Origin of the sequence: Streptococcus sp. 68, assembly GCF_013277415.1 — a bacterium.
GTDB lineage: Bacteria > Bacillota > Bacilli > Lactobacillales > Streptococcaceae > Streptococcus.
Genome location: NZ_VMMX01000012.1, coordinates 42,651 through 58,686 on the forward strand (window position 1 = coordinate 42,651; position 16,036 = coordinate 58,686).

The 16,036-nt window shown below is 40.4% G+C and carries 26 protein-coding genes; 24 read left to right on the forward strand and 2 right to left on the reverse strand.

The annotated features are described in order from the left end of the window. The 5 genes from HT720_RS07690 to HT720_RS07710 all read left to right on the forward strand — a co-directional run bounded on the left by HT720_RS07690 (position 1) and on the right by HT720_RS07710 (position 2,730). Positions 1-1,050, forward strand: a complete 1,050-nt coding sequence (locus HT720_RS07690) for a DUF1351 domain-containing protein (protein ID WP_173275413.1) — start codon at positions 1-3, stop codon at positions 1,048-1,050. Between the two features lie 156 nt (positions 1,051-1,206). Further along, entirely contained in the window at positions 1,207-1,635 is a 429-nt protein-coding gene (locus HT720_RS07695; protein WP_173275513.1) for a RusA family crossover junction endodeoxyribonuclease, read from the forward strand. After that, on the forward strand, positions 1,632-1,892 hold the full coding sequence (locus HT720_RS07700) for a DUF1372 family protein (RefSeq protein ID WP_173275416.1): 261 nt from the start codon (positions 1,632-1,634) through the stop codon (positions 1,890-1,892). The genes HT720_RS07695 and HT720_RS07700 overlap by 4 nt, the downstream gene beginning before the upstream one ends. After that, the gene (locus tag HT720_RS07705) at positions 1,889-2,311 is read left to right on the forward strand and encodes a hypothetical protein (RefSeq protein WP_050199228.1); all 423 of its coding nucleotides are present in this window, start codon (positions 1,889-1,891) and stop codon (positions 2,309-2,311) included. Before HT720_RS07700 ends, HT720_RS07705 begins: the two co-directional genes overlap by 4 nt. An 11-nt stretch (positions 2,312-2,322) precedes the next feature. After that, positions 2,323-2,730 (forward strand): YopX family protein, encoded by a 408-nt coding sequence (locus HT720_RS07710; RefSeq protein ID WP_173275419.1) that lies wholly within the window; start codon positions 2,323-2,325, stop codon positions 2,728-2,730. A 20-nt stretch (positions 2,731-2,750) separates the two neighbouring features. On the opposite strand, the gene HT720_RS07715 is transcribed toward HT720_RS07710, so the two are convergent. Then, entirely contained in the window at positions 2,751-3,104 is a 354-nt protein-coding gene (locus tag HT720_RS07715) for a type II toxin-antitoxin system PemK/MazF family toxin (protein ID WP_112445311.1), read from the reverse strand. Beyond that, positions 3,088-3,303, reverse strand: a complete 216-nt coding sequence (locus tag HT720_RS07720; protein WP_049524334.1) for an AbrB family transcriptional regulator — start codon at positions 3,301-3,303, stop codon at positions 3,088-3,090. Before HT720_RS07720 ends, HT720_RS07715 begins: the two co-directional genes overlap by 17 nt. A gap of 129 nt (positions 3,304-3,432) precedes the next feature. Here HT720_RS07720 and HT720_RS07725 point away from each other — a divergent pair, with 129 nt between their 5' ends. The 19 genes from HT720_RS07725 to HT720_RS07815 all read left to right on the forward strand — a co-directional run bounded on the left by HT720_RS07725 (position 3,433) and on the right by HT720_RS07815 (position 15,886). After that, complete coding sequence (locus tag HT720_RS07725) at positions 3,433-3,861, forward strand: ArpU family phage packaging/lysis transcriptional regulator (protein WP_173275422.1); 429 nt, start codon at positions 3,433-3,435, stop codon at positions 3,859-3,861. 468 nt (positions 3,862-4,329) lie between these two features. After that, a complete protein-coding gene (locus HT720_RS07730; protein WP_345890281.1) occupies positions 4,330-4,815 on the forward strand; it encodes a terminase small subunit in 486 nt (161 codons plus the stop codon). After that, the gene (locus HT720_RS07735; RefSeq protein WP_173275425.1) at positions 4,805-6,061 is read left to right on the forward strand and encodes a PBSX family phage terminase large subunit; all 1,257 of its coding nucleotides are present in this window, start codon (positions 4,805-4,807) and stop codon (positions 6,059-6,061) included. The genes HT720_RS07730 and HT720_RS07735 overlap by 11 nt, the downstream gene beginning before the upstream one ends. An 11-nt stretch (positions 6,062-6,072) precedes the next feature. Beyond that, entirely contained in the window at positions 6,073-7,500 is a 1,428-nt protein-coding gene (locus HT720_RS07740) for a phage portal protein (protein ID WP_173275429.1), read from the forward strand. Further along, entirely contained in the window at positions 7,463-9,187 is a 1,725-nt protein-coding gene (locus HT720_RS07745; RefSeq protein WP_173275431.1) for a minor capsid protein, read from the forward strand. The genes HT720_RS07740 and HT720_RS07745 overlap by 38 nt, the downstream gene beginning before the upstream one ends. Before the next feature lies 1 nt (position 9,188). Next, positions 9,189-9,398 carry a hypothetical protein gene (locus tag HT720_RS07750; RefSeq protein ID WP_173214019.1) on the forward strand — a complete coding sequence of 70 codons (210 nt, stop codon included), beginning with the start codon at positions 9,189-9,191 and terminating at the stop codon, positions 9,396-9,398. After that, positions 9,395-9,808 carry a GTP pyrophosphokinase gene (locus HT720_RS07755; protein ID WP_173275435.1) on the forward strand — a complete coding sequence of 138 codons (414 nt, stop codon included), beginning with the start codon at positions 9,395-9,397 and terminating at the stop codon, positions 9,806-9,808. Before HT720_RS07750 ends, HT720_RS07755 begins: the two co-directional genes overlap by 4 nt. Before the next feature lie 43 nt (positions 9,809-9,851). After that, positions 9,852-10,064 carry a hypothetical protein gene (locus tag HT720_RS07760; RefSeq protein ID WP_173235128.1) on the forward strand — a complete coding sequence of 71 codons (213 nt, stop codon included), beginning with the start codon at positions 9,852-9,854 and terminating at the stop codon, positions 10,062-10,064. 125 nt (positions 10,065-10,189) lie between these two features. Continuing rightward, entirely contained in the window at positions 10,190-10,756 is a 567-nt protein-coding gene (locus HT720_RS07765; protein ID WP_173275438.1) for a phage scaffolding protein, read from the forward strand. A 25-nt stretch (positions 10,757-10,781) separates the two neighbouring features. Beyond that, complete coding sequence (locus tag HT720_RS07770) at positions 10,782-11,696, forward strand: capsid protein (protein WP_173275441.1); 915 nt, start codon at positions 10,782-10,784, stop codon at positions 11,694-11,696. A gap of 15 nt (positions 11,697-11,711) precedes the next feature. Then, complete coding sequence (locus HT720_RS07775; RefSeq protein ID WP_050253780.1) at positions 11,712-11,963, forward strand: hypothetical protein; 252 nt, start codon at positions 11,712-11,714, stop codon at positions 11,961-11,963. Between the two features lie 17 nt (positions 11,964-11,980). Continuing rightward, complete coding sequence (locus tag HT720_RS07780) at positions 11,981-12,334, forward strand: hypothetical protein (RefSeq protein ID WP_173275445.1); 354 nt, start codon at positions 11,981-11,983, stop codon at positions 12,332-12,334. A gap of 1 nt (position 12,335) precedes the next feature. Further along, positions 12,336-12,692: a hypothetical protein gene (locus HT720_RS07785; RefSeq protein ID WP_173234968.1), complete on the forward strand. Its 357-nt coding sequence runs from the start codon at positions 12,336-12,338 to the stop codon at positions 12,690-12,692. Then, entirely contained in the window at positions 12,679-13,107 is a 429-nt protein-coding gene (locus HT720_RS07790) for an HK97 gp10 family phage protein (RefSeq protein WP_173270577.1), read from the forward strand. The genes HT720_RS07785 and HT720_RS07790 overlap by 14 nt, the downstream gene beginning before the upstream one ends. After that, complete coding sequence (locus HT720_RS07795) at positions 13,097-13,555, forward strand: DUF6838 family protein (RefSeq protein ID WP_173270574.1); 459 nt, start codon at positions 13,097-13,099, stop codon at positions 13,553-13,555. Before HT720_RS07790 ends, HT720_RS07795 begins: the two co-directional genes overlap by 11 nt. Beyond that, on the forward strand, positions 13,506-13,700 hold the full coding sequence (locus tag HT720_RS07800) for a hypothetical protein (RefSeq protein WP_080976824.1): 195 nt from the start codon (positions 13,506-13,508) through the stop codon (positions 13,698-13,700). Before HT720_RS07795 ends, HT720_RS07800 begins: the two co-directional genes overlap by 50 nt. After that, positions 13,700-14,983: a phage tail sheath subtilisin-like domain-containing protein gene (locus tag HT720_RS07805; RefSeq protein ID WP_173275448.1), complete on the forward strand. Its 1,284-nt coding sequence runs from the start codon at positions 13,700-13,702 to the stop codon at positions 14,981-14,983. The genes HT720_RS07800 and HT720_RS07805 overlap by 1 nt, the downstream gene beginning before the upstream one ends. An 18-nt stretch (positions 14,984-15,001) precedes the next feature. Continuing rightward, the gene (locus HT720_RS07810; protein ID WP_049512708.1) at positions 15,002-15,466 is read left to right on the forward strand and encodes a phage tail tube protein; all 465 of its coding nucleotides are present in this window, start codon (positions 15,002-15,004) and stop codon (positions 15,464-15,466) included. Positions 15,467-15,484: 18 nt separating this feature from the next. Beyond that, the gene (locus tag HT720_RS07815; RefSeq protein ID WP_061439172.1) at positions 15,485-15,886 is read left to right on the forward strand and encodes a phage portal protein; all 402 of its coding nucleotides are present in this window, start codon (positions 15,485-15,487) and stop codon (positions 15,884-15,886) included. Positions 15,887-16,036 lie beyond the last annotated feature (150 nt).

A 16,036-nucleotide genomic window follows, 5' to 3' on the forward strand; every position in this document is an offset into this window, starting at 1 on the left:
ATGCAAGAATTACAAGTTATTGATGATAAGAAAATCAATAAAATTTATGAAATGATTACAACGGATGAGCTTACTAGAGAGTCTTTTGAAAAAGACCTCATAGAGGCTACTGAAAAGTACAAGGACTATATTCCTACAGCTAGCACTCTCAAAGACGACAAGGCAAAGCGAGCTGAATTTAATAAGCTAATTGAGTCTAAAAATCGTATCCGTATCGACACTAAAAATTTGCTATCAGAGACGGCTAATACATGGGATAGTTATGCAAAGTCAATTATTGAACCATTTGCAACCGTAGTTAGTGAATTTGATAAAGGTATCAAGGAAATTGAAGAACATCACAGACAACTAAAAATAGATACGGTTAAGAGTTACATAGCCAATAAATCAGCTGAGTACATGCTAGATCCTCGTCTATTTGACGAGAAAGCCCTTGAGTACATCAAGGCAGGCGATTTCATGGCTGACGGTGTGACACTCAAGAAAGTAACGATGAAGTCGCTTGATGACATGATTACATTTGAGTTTCAGAAACAGCAAGAATTTGAAAAGGCTAAGTCAGATATTTCAGGGTTATGTGCTGAGTATGGCATAACTGACTCACCTTACATCCGACAGCTGAAAGACTTGACGCTTGCTGAGGTCTTTGAACAAATTAAAGCTGATTATGAATTTGAAAAGCAAAAAGAAGAAGTTAGATTGGCTCAAGAGCGAGCTGAACGAGAACGTGAGGAAGTTTTAGCTCAGCAACAAGAGCAAGCGCCAAAATCAACGGAGACCGCAAAATTTGACCCAGAGACGGGCGAAATCTTAGACGGTGGGCAATTATCCCAAAATCGACAAGAAGTCGTCAGAGGGGCTGAAAATGACTTAAAACGATATACCCAAAAAATGACCTTGGAAGTGTATTTCACTGACACGGAAGAAAAAGACTATTTCAAGAATAGCCTTGCGGATTTGGGATTTGAATACAAGAAAAACTACACTGTTCAAGGTTATCAACGAATTGAACCGTTGACACAGGCAGAATTGGATGAACTGATTAAATAAAACAACGTGCCGTGAACCACGAAAAAAGCGAACTAGAAAATGCGTCAGTAAAGGTTATGTGACCTTGGACGAATGACGCAAAGAATTTCACTCACGCTTGCTTTGCTCACAATTTGGCAGGCGTGGGATTTTGGTAGGAAGTATGAACAAAAAGACATGAAAGAACGATTGATTTTAGAGATAGAACCTAAACCACAATCCAGACCAAGATTTGCAAAACGTGGGAATTTTGTTAAAGCATACGAAGAACAGGATATGAAAATCTGGCGTGATCATTGCCAGTTATTGATTGCTAAACAGTACGCTGGTAAGTCTATGCTTGAGGGTGCGCTGAAGGCACGACTTAGATTTTACATCAAGCCTCCTCAGTATATCTCAAAGGTCAAGAAGAACCAACAGGCCCTCCTGGATGAAATCATTCTAGTAGGCAAAAAGCCTGACATAGATAACTACGAAAAAGCGCTATATGACAGCATGTCAGGGATTGTCTTCCAGGACGACGGTCAGATAGCTCTGCATGATGTAGGCAAGTTTTACAGCCTGAATCCGAGAATTGAAGTAGAAATTGAGGAGGTGGAAGGATGAAACGATTCATAGCTATCTGGATTCTGCTATCAGCTGGGCTAAATATCTGGCAGATGGACAGGATTCGAGATTTAGAAGAGAAGAAGCCGATGGTTATCTACAAGGCGGATAACGTAGGCGCTGAGATATTTGGTAAAGTCGTCGAGAAAGGACGACACGGCAAGCTATACACGCTTACGATACGTGACTACGGTGTATTCGTGGTTACGAAGGACGTGTACGATAAAGTGAAAGTTGGGGATGAGGTGTTACTATGACAGAAACTATTAAACTACCAGACTATTATGAGCCTGATTGGAAAAATGCAAGGTACGGGTCGTTGGAAGAGCTTAAAGAATTGTTGCTCTTTAAGCGTATTGTGAAATGGGATAAGGACTTTTTGCTGCTTGAAGACGGCACAAAGGTCACTATTGAAATGTCTGAAAGTGATTGCTGTGCCTCAGCAGGTGGGGAGTTCCAAGATGTATCACTTGACGCTGTGATTACTAATGTTGAAATTGGAGAACCGGAAGAAATCCCCGACCATTGGGGAACTGGTTATAAAAACAAAGTAACTATCTTCCATAATCAGAACCCTGTAGCTATTGCCAATTGTGAAGCAGAGCATAACGGCTATTATTACAGCGTAGGCTCTTTAGTGATTGGTGATATTCATTTTCCAGTTGTTAATGCTTAGGAGGATTTAACATGATTCCAAAATTTAGAGCGTGGATAAAAACAGAAAAACGTATGCTTTTATCAGATGACATTCTTAATATTGACTACGCAAACAAAGAAATAGTGACACAACAAGTTTATTTTAAGAATGGTTTACCAGACGATAGAGATATCTATTTTTATGATTTTGACGAAATCGTACTCATGCAATCAACAGGACTCAAGGATAAGAACGGCAAAGAGGTCTTTGTCGGAGATATTATCAAATGCACAAGAGGATGTCCACATGAAGTGTATTTAGAAAAAGAATATGGTGGTACATTCATAGGTGGAATGCCAGCTGTATACCTAAAAGACTTGGGAGAAGGATATGCGTGGACTGAGCATGAAGAAGTCATCGGCAACATCTACGAAAACCATGAATTTTTGGAGGAATAAAAAAGCCCAATCCATAAGGACTAGGCTTCGAAGATGAAATTGTAGAGTTGGACAACCTTCTGAAAACTGGTTGTATCCATGGTTGTGATTTTTTGAGCCCTGCGCTCTCTAAAGTCAAAAGTATAGAGTTGGAGTGGATTGACAGAGCCATCTACCTTATTGGAACGCACTGGAACGAGCAGACCTTGTTCTTCTAGTCTGCTTTGACCGTGTGTAATAGGGCATACAGCCACAAATCCAGTCCGCTCCGAATATTCTCTACGCGAGACGACAATAGCAGGACGGCGTTTCTGAATCTCACGTCCAACAGACGGGTCGAAGTCAATCCAGATGATGTCCTGTTTTTCTGGGATGTAATCATATTTCGCTGTCAAGGAATCTTACCCCCTCAAAGTCATCTTCCATGCGTAGGTCTGCATCGCCGCTAAATGGGTCTGGAATTTTTGGAGCAAGGACAATGACATTATCTACACCCTTGTAGACAAACATTTCCTGACCTTCTGGAACATTGAGTGTTTTCGGAATGGTCACAGTGACAGAGTTCCCAACCTTACGAGTTTTAACAGTATTCATTTGTTTCTCCTTTATTTTGTATACATCCAGTATACACCTAAAAAGGGAGTAAGGCAAGAAAAAAGCCAGCACAGCTGACTTCTCGTGTTATAGTTTAGCATAACTATTATATCATGAGGAGGAGTTCGTGTGCAAATAGAGTTATTGGATATCATCGACGAAAAGAAGACCAGAACGGAAGCTATCAAAGTCCTTAAAAAATACAGTCGTCTGAGACGGATAGCTGGAGAAGAATACGCCCCCAAAATAACAATATCCTACTCACTTGAGCCAAGGTCATCAAGTGGTCAGACAAGCAAGCAGGTAGAAAGCATGGTCTTGCGTAGAGTATCAGCTCAGCAGGACCTAGAACTCATCGCTAAAGCAATCAACAATCTTTCCGATATGGAATACACACGTATCCTAATCGAACGATATTGCAGGAAGAAAAGGAGGGAAGACTACAGCATTTATTCAGAACTAGGCTACTCATCTAGTGAGTATTATCGGATATTAAACAAAGCTCTTTTAGAGTTTGCGGAGTCCTATCAAGCCAGCAACCTTTTGGTTTATAAGTGATTTCTGGGAAAATCTTGGGAAAAATCTGGGAAAATCTTGGGAGAATTGGAACGGAAAAAGGTGCTAAAATAGTATTATCCAATGATTGGCAACGAACAGTCATGAGGACTCCTAAAAATATAGAGGCTTCGGCCTCTTAGACAGTAAGGACAGGTTAGCAGGTTGTTTGGGTCTCCTTGAAACTTTTACCAAACGTGCGTTTTACTGCTAGACCAGCTGGTTCGATTCCAGCTGCTGTCATTTGAGTGTTTGTGTCCCAGAATGGGGTAGGCAGTAGGCTTAGCATTCATATATCACTCATTAACTTAAAAATGGTTGCAGAAGCGACCGAACCTCGCATGATTGCATAGCTACTTATATCCTAGGTAAGTTATAAGCTAGAGGGTTTGATTCCCTCAGAGGTTGTAAAGACTACAAAAAAATAAATCAGAAAATTTATTTCTAATTAACACGCGAAGGTCACACATCGTGTGGCTTTTTATTTTGTCGAAAGGTGGTGATGGAAAATTGAATGAAAGACAAAGACGATTCGCAGATGAGTACATCATCAGCAGAAACGCAACACAATCCGCTATTAAGGTGGGTTACTCAGAGAAAACGGCATATAGCATAGGGCAAAGATTGTTGAAAAATGTTGAGATTTCTGAATACATTAAAAAACGTACTGAAGAACTTTTTGATGAACGTTCAATGTCAATCGTAGAAGCCTTGGCAATCTCTGCCAGTATCGCTAGAGGAGAAACTCAACAAGGATATTCTAAAAAAACTGTAAAGACTGCTGAAGGTGTGGAGGTATCGGAAACGACTTATGAATTTACTCCGACGATTGAAGAAAGACAACGTTCCCTAGACCATATATTCAGAGTGAATGGTGCGTATTTAGAGAGAAAAGAAATCGAGATGTCTTCGGCTGTTCAATTCGTTGATGATATAGGAGTTAGCGATGAAGCGTAGAATGAGTGAGTTTATCCCAAAGGCTTTTTACTCTATGTGGCGTGCAGCATTTGACCCTAAAATCTTACATGTGGTTGAAAAGGGTGGCCGTGGTTCTGGCAAGTCCAGCGACATCGGACACGTTATTGTTCAATTGATTATGCGCTATCCAGTCAATGCGGTGTGTATTCGTAAGACAGATAACACATTAGAACAGTCGGTTTACGAGCAATTGAAATGGGCGATTAGTAAGCAAGGGGTCAGTCATTTATTTAAGATTAATAAATCCCCTTTGAAGATAACCTATATCCCAAGAGGAAATTATATTATCTTCCGTGGTGCACAAGATCCAGAGCGTATTAAATCCTTGAAAGACAGCCGTTTTCCATTCGCAATCGGCTGGATTGAAGAGCTTGCTGAGTTTAAAACTGAAGATGAAGTAAAGACAATCACCAACTCCCTTCTTCGTGGAGAATTGGCTGATGGTCTTTTTTATAAGTTCTTTTACTCTTACAATCCTCCAAAAAGAAAACAGTCTTGGGTGAATAAGAAATACGAGAGTGTTATACAGCCTCCTAATACGCACATACACCATTCGACATACAAAGATAACCCTTTTATCGCCAAAGAGTTTATAGAAGAAGCAGAGGCCACGAGAGAGCGTTCAGAGAAGCGTTACCGTTGGGAGTATCTGGGCGAGGCTATCGGTTCGGGTGTAGCACCGTTTGAAAATCTGGTATTCCGAAAGATTACAGATGAGGAAATAGCAAGGTTTGATAACATTCGGCAAGGGAATGACTTTGGTTACGCCAACGACCCTCTGGCTTTTGTAAGATGGCATTACGACAAGAAGAAACGAGTTATCTACGCTATTGATGAGATTTATGGCGTGAAGATTAGCAACCGTGAGTTAGCTGAAAGAATCCGTGAGAAAGGCTATCAATCTCAGATGATAACCTGTGATAGTGCGGAGCCTAAGTCGATTGATGAGTTAAAACTGCAGCTGAATATTCCACTTGTTCAAGGCGCTAAGAAAGGTCCTGATAGTCGTGAGTATGGAGAACGCTGGTTGGATGATTTGGATGCGATTGTGATAGATCCAGAACGCACACCGAATATCGCAAGAGAGTTCGAAAGTGCCGACTATGCAGTTGACCGTGATGGAAATCCCAAACCCAAGCTAGAAGAAGTAAACGACCACACAATCGACGCTACAAGATATGCGTTTGAAGACGATATGAGACAGCCAGGAATATCATTCTGGTAGGAGAAGGAGAAATGTTGAGTAATTGGTTTAAATGGTTAATCAGGCGGTTGTTGATTAAGAATACAACCCAAAATGAAATACTAGAGATTGAGATAAGAGAACATCAGGCATCTGAGAAAGTAAGCACGATGAAAGAGGCTTACAACTACTATCGAAATCGCACGGATATTCGAAATAAGAAAGTAGATGTTGATTGGCGGACGAACTCAAGGATTGAATTAGGTTTATTTAAGAAGCTGGTAGACCAGAAGGTCGGGTATTTGTTTTCTAAACAACCTACCATCTCGCTAGAGGGAGAAGAATCACAAGATTTTTTAGATAGCGTGTTTGACGAGGATCTTTTATCTACGATTAAGTCACTCGGTAAGGAAGCAGTGATAAAAGGGATAGCCTACGGCTTGCCTTATTACGACGAGAACGGCCGTCTACGCTTGTTTAAAATCCCAAGTGAACAGATTATCCCTTTTTGGAAAGATGAGCGTCATTTGGAATTATCCGCCTTTGTGCGTGTCTACAAACAAGCCGTCTACGAAAGCGGAGTGAAGAAGACCAAAACATTTGTAGAATACTACGATGAACAAGGAATTACAGATTATATTTGGACAGGTTCACACCTTGAACTCAATCCACTATCCAAGGAGACCAAGGGAAATTTTTATTATGTCAATGCAGACGGTACACGGACTCCTTATACTTGGGAGAAAGTGCCTCTGATTCCATTCCGCTACAACGAGTATGAGGACGGTCTTTTAGTCCAAACCAAGTCTTTGATTGATAATATTCAACTTCAAATGTCTACTAATGCTGATATGTTGGCAGATATGCCGAAGCTGATTTATGTTTTGAAAAACTATCAGGGCGCAGACTTGGGCGAGTTCATGAATAATCTGAATAAGTTCCGCTCTATCAAAGTTTCTAGTGATGGTGGTGTAGATACCCTACAAGCAGACAATGATACTAGCGGAGTTGAAGCAGATATCGAACGCTCTCGTAAGTTCTTGTATGAGGCTGCTCGAGCCATTGATACCCAAGATGATAATCTAGGTAATGCAAGTGGTCAGGCTCTTAAATGGCGCTATACAGACCTTGATTTGGACTGTAACGAGCTAGAAAACGAGTTTCAAAAAGGTATCAAGCAATTCCTTTGGTTCGTAGAACAGTATGCAGCTAACAAAGGGGTAGCATTTGACGCATCTAAATTTACTTATGTATTTAACCGTGACATCATTTCAAACGAGTCTGAAGCTATTCAAGATTGTGTGAACTCAATCGGTATCTTAGACGATCTAAGTATTCGTGAACAACACCCATGGTATCAACCCCAAGTTGAGGAACGATTGAAAGAACAACAGGAACAAGGACAAGATCCATACTCTCAGACTAATTTTAAAAAGGTAGAGGATGACCATGACGACCAAGGACAAGAAAAAGATAGATGAGTATTGGACTGAGCGTGCTTTACAACAGGAACAAAACGCTCAGATAGTTGCTGATAGGTACATGGCTCAGATTGGCCAATCCTTAGCTGACTATAAACATCAGTTGGTTTCTGAGATTGAGAAGTTCTATGCCAGGTATGCAGTTGATAATAAAATGACTCATGCAGAAGCCAAGCAATATCTAACGGATAAAGAGCGCAGAGAGTTTAAGCATGTAACCCTTGAAAGATTCCGTGAGATGGCCTTAAATCCTGACACACCGACACCTTTGTTGGACGCCTTGAGTTATCGCCATCGTATCAGTCGTAAGGAGGCTTTGCTTGCCGAAATTGAGCGTCTAACAGCTGAACTATATGGAAAGCCAGACGGCATACATGACAAAGTCACAGAGGCTCTGAGTGACGTCTACATCAAAGGTAAAATCCATCAAGCTAAAAACTTGGCTCATTTTGGAATCATCGAGAAACCAATATTAGGTGTCGATGCCGTAAAGCATAAGATGGCTAGTAACTGGAGTGGTAAAACCTTTTCTGAAAATGTTTGGGTTCATAAAGAAGTTGCTTATAAGGCAATCAGTGATGTCCTGAATAAAGGCCTAACAGGTGGCTGGTCTATTGATAGAATGACTAGAGCTCTTTCTGAACGTACAGGAGTCGCCTATCATCGAGCAGACACGCTTGTCAGGACTGAGACGACCTTTTATAATAACCTCGCGACGCTAGATACCATCAAGGAGTTGGGCGGTGACCACTACGAAATCGTAGCGGTCTTAGACAGTCGTACAAGTGAGATTTGCAGGTTAGAAAATCACGAGGTTCGTTCTGTTAAGGAATATGAACCAGGTCGAACCGCACCGCCATTCCATGTCCGTTGCCGTTCTACTATCAGGCCTGCAGTCAAGTCCGATAAGAAAGGCAAGACTGATAAGACTGACAGGACAGAAGAAGCAGAACAGATTAGTCCGTATCTCGATATATTACTAAATAACGCCCCTGTAAAAATGGCAAAAGAGAAACGTTCTCTGGATGAAATCTTTGCAGGTTGGGAGCGTGAAGGGGAAGCTGTTAAAGAAAAACTGTTTGCGAAAGACAGAGAAAAGGTGTATAATCAAGATACAAGGGAAACTAAAGCGAAATTTTATAGTGAGCAATTATTGTCCAAGATTTCGAAAGCCGAGCCGAAAATTACAAGCGATATGCAACGTATTGCTGGGGGAAATAAACTAGCCGGTATTGAATTTAGGAAGAAAACAGTTGAGTCATTATCACGTAAAATTATTGCAGATAGCCTAGTTGAAAATATAAGTTTGTCAAAAGCTGTGAGTAAGATTAACGACGCCTTAAGGTACACAACTATTTTCGATTACGATACTTTTGCAGAAGAGTATTTGAAGATGAAACAGAAGCTCATCGCAGAAGGTTATAAAATTGTAAAAGTAAAAAACACTTGGCTAATAGATGGACCATATAAAGGTGTGAATACAGTCGTTGAAAAAGATGGTATCAACTTTGAAATGCAGTATCATACTCAGGAAAGTTTCGACTTAAAAAATGGTTCATTACATGAACTCTATGAGATGTATCGTGATACGAATACATCTGATCTAGAACGCATGAACTTATTCAAAGAAATGCTTGATTTAAGTAATGAACTTGAGATTCCTAAAAACATAGAGAGGGTGAAGTGATATGAAAGATATTAAATACTACCACACAACAACGAACAATCCTCAAGTACTTCGTTTAATCGATGGTGTCATGCAAGTTTTTGACATTGAAAAAAAGTGGATTGATAGCATTGACTGGTTTAATAAAATCTTTTTCAATGACTTCACGGATTTCGAAGAAATTTCAGAAAAGGATGCATTTGCTTATATTGGTAGGATGGTAGTGGCATGATTGATATTGCTTTAGCTATTGCTAAAAAAGCACATACAGGGCAGGTGGATAAAGCGGGTGTTGATTACATACAGCATACTCTCTACGTGGCCAGTCAAGTCAAAACTGAACAAGAAAAAACTGTCGCTCTTTTGCATGATGTGATTGAGGATAGTGATGTAACTGCTGCCGATTTATTGGCGTCTGGTTTGTCAAATGAAGTTGTTACAGCGGTACAAATTTTGACAAAGAAAAAAGGTCAAAGTTATCAAGAATATCTTGAGAAAGTAAAATCAAATAATTTAGCAAGAGTTGTAAAACTTGCAGATTTGAAACACAACTCAGATTTATCACGTTTGAAATCTGTTACCAATACAGACTACGAGCGTGTTAAAAAATATAAAAATGCAATTTATTACTTAAGCACCTAGAGAAATCTAAGTGCTTTTCTTATGCTTAGAAAGGAGCAAAGATATGGAAGATTGGAAAGAACGCTTTAAAAAAGAATACTACGAATTGAAAGAACGATTTCAGAAGTTAGACATGATGATTGGTCGATACGAAAAAGGGCAACTCGAGTTTGAACCTAGATGTCCTATCGATTTGTTAAAGAGACAACGTTCGGTTATGTGGGATTACCTTTCAACTCTGGAACAGCGTGCAAAAATTGAAGAAATAAAATTATAAAACCTAACCGTATGGAATCCCGTACGGTTTTCTTTTCGCCCTGGGCATGGCGTTAAAAGGCTTTTTTACTTTACCAAAATGTCGTGGTCGTTGCCACGTTAAACAAACGTACAGGAGGAAAAGAAATGAATCGTAAATTTTTGGAACAGTTAGGATTGACTGAAGAACAAGTTGAAGCAGTTATGACCGAACACGGGAAATCAACACAGGACCTACAAGCAAAGGTGTCTGCTGCAGAAGACAATGCCAAGGGCTTGCAAGACCAGTTGAGAGAGCGTGATAAGGACATGAAACAGCTCAAACAAGACGCTGAGGGCAATGCTGACCTACAACAAAAATACTCAGACTTGGACAGCAAGTACAAGACACAACAGAAGGAACATGAACAACAACTCAAGACAATGCAGTTAGATCATGCTATTGAAATGCACTTGAGCGGTAAGGTTCATGACGCTGGAATAGTGTCTAGTCTGCTAGATAAGTCTAAATTGGGATTAGGTGACAACGGAGCGGTGACTGGATTAGATGAACAGTTGACGGCTTTGAAGGAATCTAAAGGCTTTTTATTTGCTCCAGAAAAAGCTGTAGAACCACATATCGCTGGTGCTAAGCCACAAGGGACAACACAAGAAGAAACAGTTGCTAATGACCTGACAACGCAGATGATTCATGCGTTCACGTCAGATTTATAATCAAAAATAGAAAAGAGGAACAGATATGCCAGCAACATTGAACTATGCACAGGCTTACCAACAAGGTTTGCAAAATCGTTATAGTGAAAACGGACTGTTATTAACTCAAAAACTATGGAATTCTCCATCCAACACACTTTTGAAGTTCACAGGCGCTAAAGAAGTAAAAGTACCACGTCTTTTGATTAAAGAAGGGCGTAAAGACCGTACACGTCGCACAATTACGAACATTGATGCCAACTATGAAAACCAATGGGAAACATACACATTGACCAATGAGCGTTACTGGTCAACACTAGTCGACCCGTCAGATGTTGATGAAACTAATTATGTTACTTCCATTGCTAACATTACTAAAACATTCAACGATACTGAAAAAGTTCCAGAAATGGATAAATTCATGGTATCTAAATTGTTCGCGCGTAAGAAAGCACTGGATACAGAAAGTAAACAAATTAAGTCATTGAATTTGACTGAGGAAAACTTCCTCGCAACCTTCGATGAGTTGATGGAACAAATGGACGAAGCTGGAGTACCAGCAGAAGGTCGTGTTATTTTCTGTACACCAGCAGTTAAACGTATGATCAAAAACATCAAGCAATTTGGTCGTACTGTTAATATTCACGGTCAAGGTACAGTGATTGACCGTTCAGTTGGCCGTTTGGATGATGTGACTATTGAGACAGCTATTCCATCTGACCGCATGAAGACCTTGTACAACTTCACAAATGGGGCTAAAGTTGACCCAACTGCTAAACAAATCCATTTCTTCTTGATTCATATTCCATGTATGGCAGCGCCACAAAAATATGAATTTGTTGGACTTGACGCACCAAGTGCTTCTTCAAGCGGTAACTACTTGTATTACGAACAATCTTACGATGATGTATTGCTATTCCAGACTAAGCATGAAGGTCTAGCCTTTGTTGTCGCACCTTAAAGAGGAGGATAGAAAATGATAACAGTAAAGAAAGAAAATCGTGTCCTAGATATCGATGAACTAGAAAAAGCAACCTTCCTGGAAGATGGCTACGATGTGGTAAAAATCAAAGATGGCGAATATGTCGTCGTAGAGCCAGCAACCAGCGGACGTACCTATACCATTCAGGAGTATCAAGCAGTTGTGGCAGAACGTGACAAGGCTCTTGCAGAACTTGAAAAAGTGAAAGCTAAGAAAACGAGCAAGAAAGACGAAGAAGAGAAATAAGGAGGGTGTTTCTGCTGATGGAGAAGATGACACTTGAAGAAATTCAACAGCATAACGAAGATGCTAGACAAGCCTTAATTGACTTGTACGAACAACGTTATTTAGGCTATCCAGAAGAGTTAGTAGTCGATGAAATCATGCAGAACATTCTTAACTACTGTAATCGTGAGGATTTTCCTTTAGAGTTGCGATTTGTGGCCATTCAGATGGTTTATGTTGTTTGTAATCCTGACCAAGCTGTCCAAGGCAAGACTATTTCCGTTGGAGATACTCGTGTCGAATTGGGGAAGTCAGACCTTGCTAGACGGGCTGAACGTGTCTTGCTAGACTTTACCAGTCAGCTACAGAGGTTCAGAAAGTTGAGGTGGTAGGATGAATATCAATGATGTCCTATCTCAGGCAAGACCAAGTATTGAATGGACCTATGATAAGAAGATGGATGTATTTGCTACTGTCGAGGGTACGAAACCCAACGGAGCTGATTTTGTAGAGTTCAAAGAAATCTATAAGAAGGTTCCCTGTCGTGTCTCTGTTCGTAACTTAGTGAATACAGAGCAGAACGAAGCGCATCAACTCAAGACAGAGCACAAGATTTTCTGTTCGCCTAAATTTACTATCAAAGCTGGTAGTAAATTGATTGTGGACGGTGTTAAATACCTGACCAGTGAAGACCCGATGGTCTATGTCACGCATCAAGAAATTGTGGTGAGACGACATGAGTGGCTATGATGATAGTGATGTTCAAGAGTTCTTGAAACGACTCGAACGAGCTCAGGCAATCATTGATTCTGAGTTTATGCAGGCTGCTAAAGATATCGGCCTAGCCTTTTTGAAAGAGGTTAAGGAACGAACACCAAAGGGTCTAACAGGTAAGCTCAATCAATCGTGGAAGATGGAAGTAAGCAAAAATGGGGATGTGTACGATGTTATCGCATTTAACCCTATGGAGTATGCTTCCTTCGTCGAAAGTGGACACCGTCAACAAGTAGGGCGTTATGTCCCTGCAATTGGTAAGCGTTTGGTCAATCCTTGGGTAGAAGGGCGCTTCATGATGAGTCTGACAGAAGAACAGATTAAACAGAAAATTCCACAAATCACGCAACAAATCGAAGAGAGGCTAAAGGAGGAACTAGGTGGATTATAGTATTAGACCACTCGTCATCAAGCAACTAAAAGATGTGTTTGGGTGCAAGGTGTATGATGAACAAATCCAGCAAGGATTGAAAACACCTTGTTTTATTGTAGATGTGAAGCCTGTGAGTCGAAAGCGTTTGGTAAACCAAAACGATAAGCAGGTTTTTATTGTCTTGCTGAATTACTACACTGAAAAAACAACAGACTTATACCAAAAGTTTGAAGAGATTGAAATGGTGTTTAATTCGCCTTCTTTTCGTTATTTAGGGGATAAGTACCCTATTAATGATTTGAAGGTAGAATACAATGCCAATGACTTGATATGCACATTTACAATCACTCGATACGTTCGATGGGTTGAAGAAGAACCGACAATGCAAATATTAGAAAGGATAGGTGAAACTTCTCATGGAGACAACGGAAAAACCGAAGACAAAAACAGTGGCACCAGCCACTGAAGATAAATTTGGCAAAGAGGCATTACTCAAGTATTTTGAAGATGATGCAACTTTGTTAAACATTTTGCTGGAAGATGACCAGTCATACTCACTAGCAGAAGTAAGAGGCATTTTAGAAGACTGGAGAAAGGGTGTGGCTAACTAATGGCACAATGGAGAGTACAGAATAAACGAGTTCCAAAGGCTTACATCAATTTCGTATCAAGAGATGATGTGATTATTCCTTTGGAAGACAATACGATTGCAACAGTTATGATTGCTGGATCTTGGGGAGAACCTGGTGCTTTCACCCTTGTTGATGGCACAAGCAATTTCCGTCGATTATTTGGCAAACCGATTGATGAACTTCTTCCGATCCGTGAAGCCTTGAAAGGTACCGGTAAGGTTCTTGTCTACAACGGTGTGAACAACACTGGGCTACAGGCAACGAAAACAGAGAGTGACATGGTCGTTACAGCTAAATACAAAGGATTGGCTGGTAACCATATTCATGTTATTTTCAAGAAACAAGTCGAGAGTGGTTTTGAGGTAACAACTGTTTTCTTTGGAAAAGAAGTTGATAAACAAATCATCACAGCCTTGCCATTTAAGAATGACTATGTGAATGTAACGGGTACTTTAACAACAGAAGATAAAACAATCTTGCTTGAAGGTGGCACAGATGGAGCTACAACTAATTCAGAGGTTGAAGATTTCCTAAATGCACTCGATACTCAAGACTTCCGTGTCTTGGCTCTGGGTACAGATGAAAGTGCAACAAAAGCACTTGTTACGGCTCATATCAAGAAATGGCGTGACGCTGGTCGTTCGGTTATTGCAGTCTTGAATGACTACACGGATGCTGACGATGAAGGTGTTGTATCAGTCGGTAACGGGGTTACATTGAGCGATGGTACGAAACTAGGCGCTAAGGACTGTGTTTACTTCGTAGCTGGTAAGTATGCAGGGGCTGGCTTGCAATCCAATACATTCAAGTCTTATCCAGGCGCTATCGACTGTGAGCGTAAGAACGAAGCAGAGGCTGAAAAGCTCATCAATAAAGGTCAGCTTATCTTTGCTTATCGAAATGAAAAAGTGATTATCCTGTCAGATGTGAACTCATTTACTAGCTATACGGTAGAACACAGCCGTATTTTTGGTAAGAACAAACTTGTCCGCACCATGGATAATATCAATACCAATGTCAAGTATATCTTTGAGAACTACTTCATCGGTAAAGTGCCAAACAACGTGAATGGTCGTGAGTTGTTTAAACAGCGAATCATCACAATGGTCCTTGATCCACTTGCTCAAAAGCAAGCCTTGGAGTATAAAGCCAAAGATATTGAGATTTCACAAGGTATCACCAAAGAATCTGTCGTGGTAAACTTGCCAGTTGTCTTGACGGACGCTATGGAAATCTTGTACATGACGGTTATCTGTGATTAAGAAAGGAGAAACTAGCTAATGGCTATTATGAACCAATTAGATGCTTTGTCAGCTAAGGAAGGAACAGTCTTCTTTACAATCAATGACAAGCAATATGAACTAGCAGAGCTTATCTCGCTAGAAGCGAAGGTTGAATACACAAAAGCTGATGTTACCCCTCTCAACTCTCGTATGAAGGGTGGTAAGATTGTCGGCGCAGAAGGTACAGGCTCGTTGAAGATGTACTACCACCGCCCAGAATTAAAGACGATGGCTTTAAACTATGTCAAACAAGGTATTTTGCCTCGTATCGATATCAAGTGTACCAATGAAGACCGCACATCTCGTGCAGGTCGCTATACCATCGTTTTGAAAGGGGTTCTGTTCAAAGAATCACTTATCTTTAAATTAGATGGATCAGCGGATGAGGTCATTGACGAAGAAACGGACTTCACATTCCAAGATTTTGATATTTTATCAGAATTCCAAGAAATTACATACTAACATAAGGAGGAAATAGTGGTGAGTGGATTAAAAGCATTTTTGAAACAAAATAAAAAAGGGGAAGAGACTAAGGATGTCTTGCTTCCTTCTTTTGAGGAACCAGTTAAAATTCGAGTGTTGAGCGCTCGTGAAGCGGACTTAATCAATGACCGTTGCTTTGTAAATAAACCCGGTCGTAACGGACGCCAAGAGCGTGTCTTTGACGGTGTTAAGTATAACCGTGAAATCTGTATTGCGTCTATCGTGGTTCCTGACCTTAACGATAAAGAATTGCAAGATTCTTACGGAACAATGGGAGCTTCTGAGTTATTCGGTACTATGTTTAATTGGGGCGAAAGCGCCTTGATTTTGGAAGCTGTGACCGAACTCAGCGGTATCAACCAAACATTCCAAGACAAGGTTGACGAGGCAAAAAACTAATAAAAGAGGACGCGGAGGCACAACTTGCCTACTTCGCCCTCGTAAACTATTACATTCGCCCTAGTGAATTTGTGAATATGGATGTAGAAGAAAAAGCCTTTTTCGCTGCAGTCATGCATGAAGAGGCGAAACAACGTAAAAAAGCAATGA